Origin of the sequence: Nonomuraea mangrovi (genome assembly GCF_042681425.1) — a bacterium.
In the GTDB taxonomy this organism is placed as follows: Bacteria; Actinomycetota; Actinomycetes; order Streptosporangiales; family Streptosporangiaceae; genus Nonomuraea; species Nonomuraea mangrovi.
The window spans coordinates 1-1,690 of record NZ_JBHUFV010000066.1 but is presented as its reverse complement, the minus strand read 5'-3'; the positions used below and the strand labels follow the sequence as shown (position 1 = coordinate 1,690).

Annotated in this window: 2 protein-coding genes and 1 pseudogene; all 3 read right to left on the bottom strand. The window is 63.0% G+C overall.

The genetic code is table 11. The annotated features are described in order from the left end of the window. Positions 1-81: 81 nt before the first annotated feature. Positions 82-486, bottom strand: a complete 405-nt coding sequence (locus ACFSKW_RS43665) for an integrase core domain-containing protein (RefSeq protein ID WP_379580378.1) — start codon at positions 484-486, stop codon at positions 82-84. 26 nt (positions 487-512) lie between these two features. Further along, entirely contained in the window at positions 513-782 is a 270-nt protein-coding gene (locus ACFSKW_RS43660; RefSeq protein WP_379580377.1) for a hypothetical protein, read from the bottom strand. Positions 783-1,491: 709 nt separating this feature from the next. After that, positions 1,492-1,690, bottom strand: a pseudogene (locus ACFSKW_RS43655) (transposase family protein); the annotation flags it as partial.

Genomic DNA, 1,690 nt, shown 5'->3' with positions numbered 1-1,690 from the left:
ATCCAAACAGCCGCATAGGCTACGCCCATAAGACGGCTGTCCGGAATCACCGTGGCCCCTCAAAAACTCTATCCATCCAGGTCAAGCGGCATGTGAGTACTCGTGGAGAACCCCGCCGAGCCGATCTCGTCGGCGTATGTCCAGGTTGGCGATACGACTCGGATCGGTGATCGGATCCGGGACGGCGCGTAGTGGAGCAGCTTGGGCCCGGGCTTGGTGGGCTCGGTGCTTGTTGTAGAACTGTTCGTACTCGCGCAGGGCGTGCCGCAGGTGGCCTTCGTTCCACAGTCGGCAGCGGTACAGAAGCTCGCGGCGGCACGACTGCACCCACCGCTCCATGACCGCGTTCATGCGCGGCATCCGGATCCCGGTGAGCACGGCCTGGACCCCGGCGTCGGACAAGATCTCGTCCATGAGGGCCGGGAACTTGGCATCCCGGTCTCGGATCAGATAGGGCGCCCGGCAACCCGCATCCTCCAGATCCATCACCAGATTCTTGATCGCCTGGATGACTAGCTCGCGTTCGGATGCGCGGTGGTGCCCAGCACTCGAACGCGCCTGGTGGCGTGCTCGATGACCGCCAGGATGTACTGGCATTGCCCATCGAGGGTGACGGTCTCGATGAAGTCGCAGGCCAACAGGGCGTCGGCCTGCGAGCGCAGGAAGTCGGCCCACGTGGTCGACGCCCTCTCGGATGCCGGACCAAGCCCTTCCTGCTTAAGGATCTCCCAGACCGTCGACGCAGCCACCTTGATGCCGAGCGTGGTGAGCTCGCCATGCACTCGCCGATATCCCCACGATGGATTCTCGCGAACCAGTCGCAGGATGAGGACACGAATGGGCCGCACCGTGGGCGGGCGACCTCGCCTGTTCGGCCAGTATGTACGGGCATGACGCCGCTTCATCAGATCGCGATGCCAGCGCAGAACGGTATCCGCGGACGAGGAGCCGCAGTCGGCGCAGGACTTCACGAGGCAGTGGTGCCAGGAGCGCGGCGAGAAAGGCCCGGTCCTCAGCCGCGAATCTCACCCGGACGTCGGCGCCGAACTGCCGTTGAAGAACGTTGATTTGGTGGCGCAGGGCGAGAATCTCGATGTTCTTGTCCCGATCGCCCATGGGCAGCAACCGCAGCGCGGCGAAGGCGTTCGTGACGGCGAGATAGGCCAGGCGAAGCAGCACGGCCGATCATCATGCCGCACAGAATGTCATTCCTGGTGACCGAAGACTGCCCAAGCCAGAGAAGAATGCCTGCAAGGCCAGCGACCTGGCCGGATGACATTTTCGGCAGGCGCAAACTCGGCGCCCTCAGCCCCCCGGACGAAGGCCTAAGCGCTGGAAGTGATTCGAGTTCTTGAGCCCCACAGGAAAGAAAAGGCAAACCGCACCCTGGCCGCCCCTATCTCCGCACCAGAAACGGAGTCCATCTGAGAGCCCCGTATCGGAGAAGACCAAACATGCCGAAATCGGGGCAGATCAAACAGTGAACCCATTTCAGCGGGCTTCGCGGAGTTGTAGGACGAGGATGGCTTTGACAAGTTGACCTGCGCGAAGAGGACAGCAGCGAATGCTTGCGGAGGATGCGCCAGGTCTTGAGTTGCGCGTTGGCTCGTTCACCGGGACCGCGGAGCTTGGCGTGGGCGGAGTTCGCGGTCTTCTGCGACTGCGGCTTGTTGCGTCCCTTATACGGCAC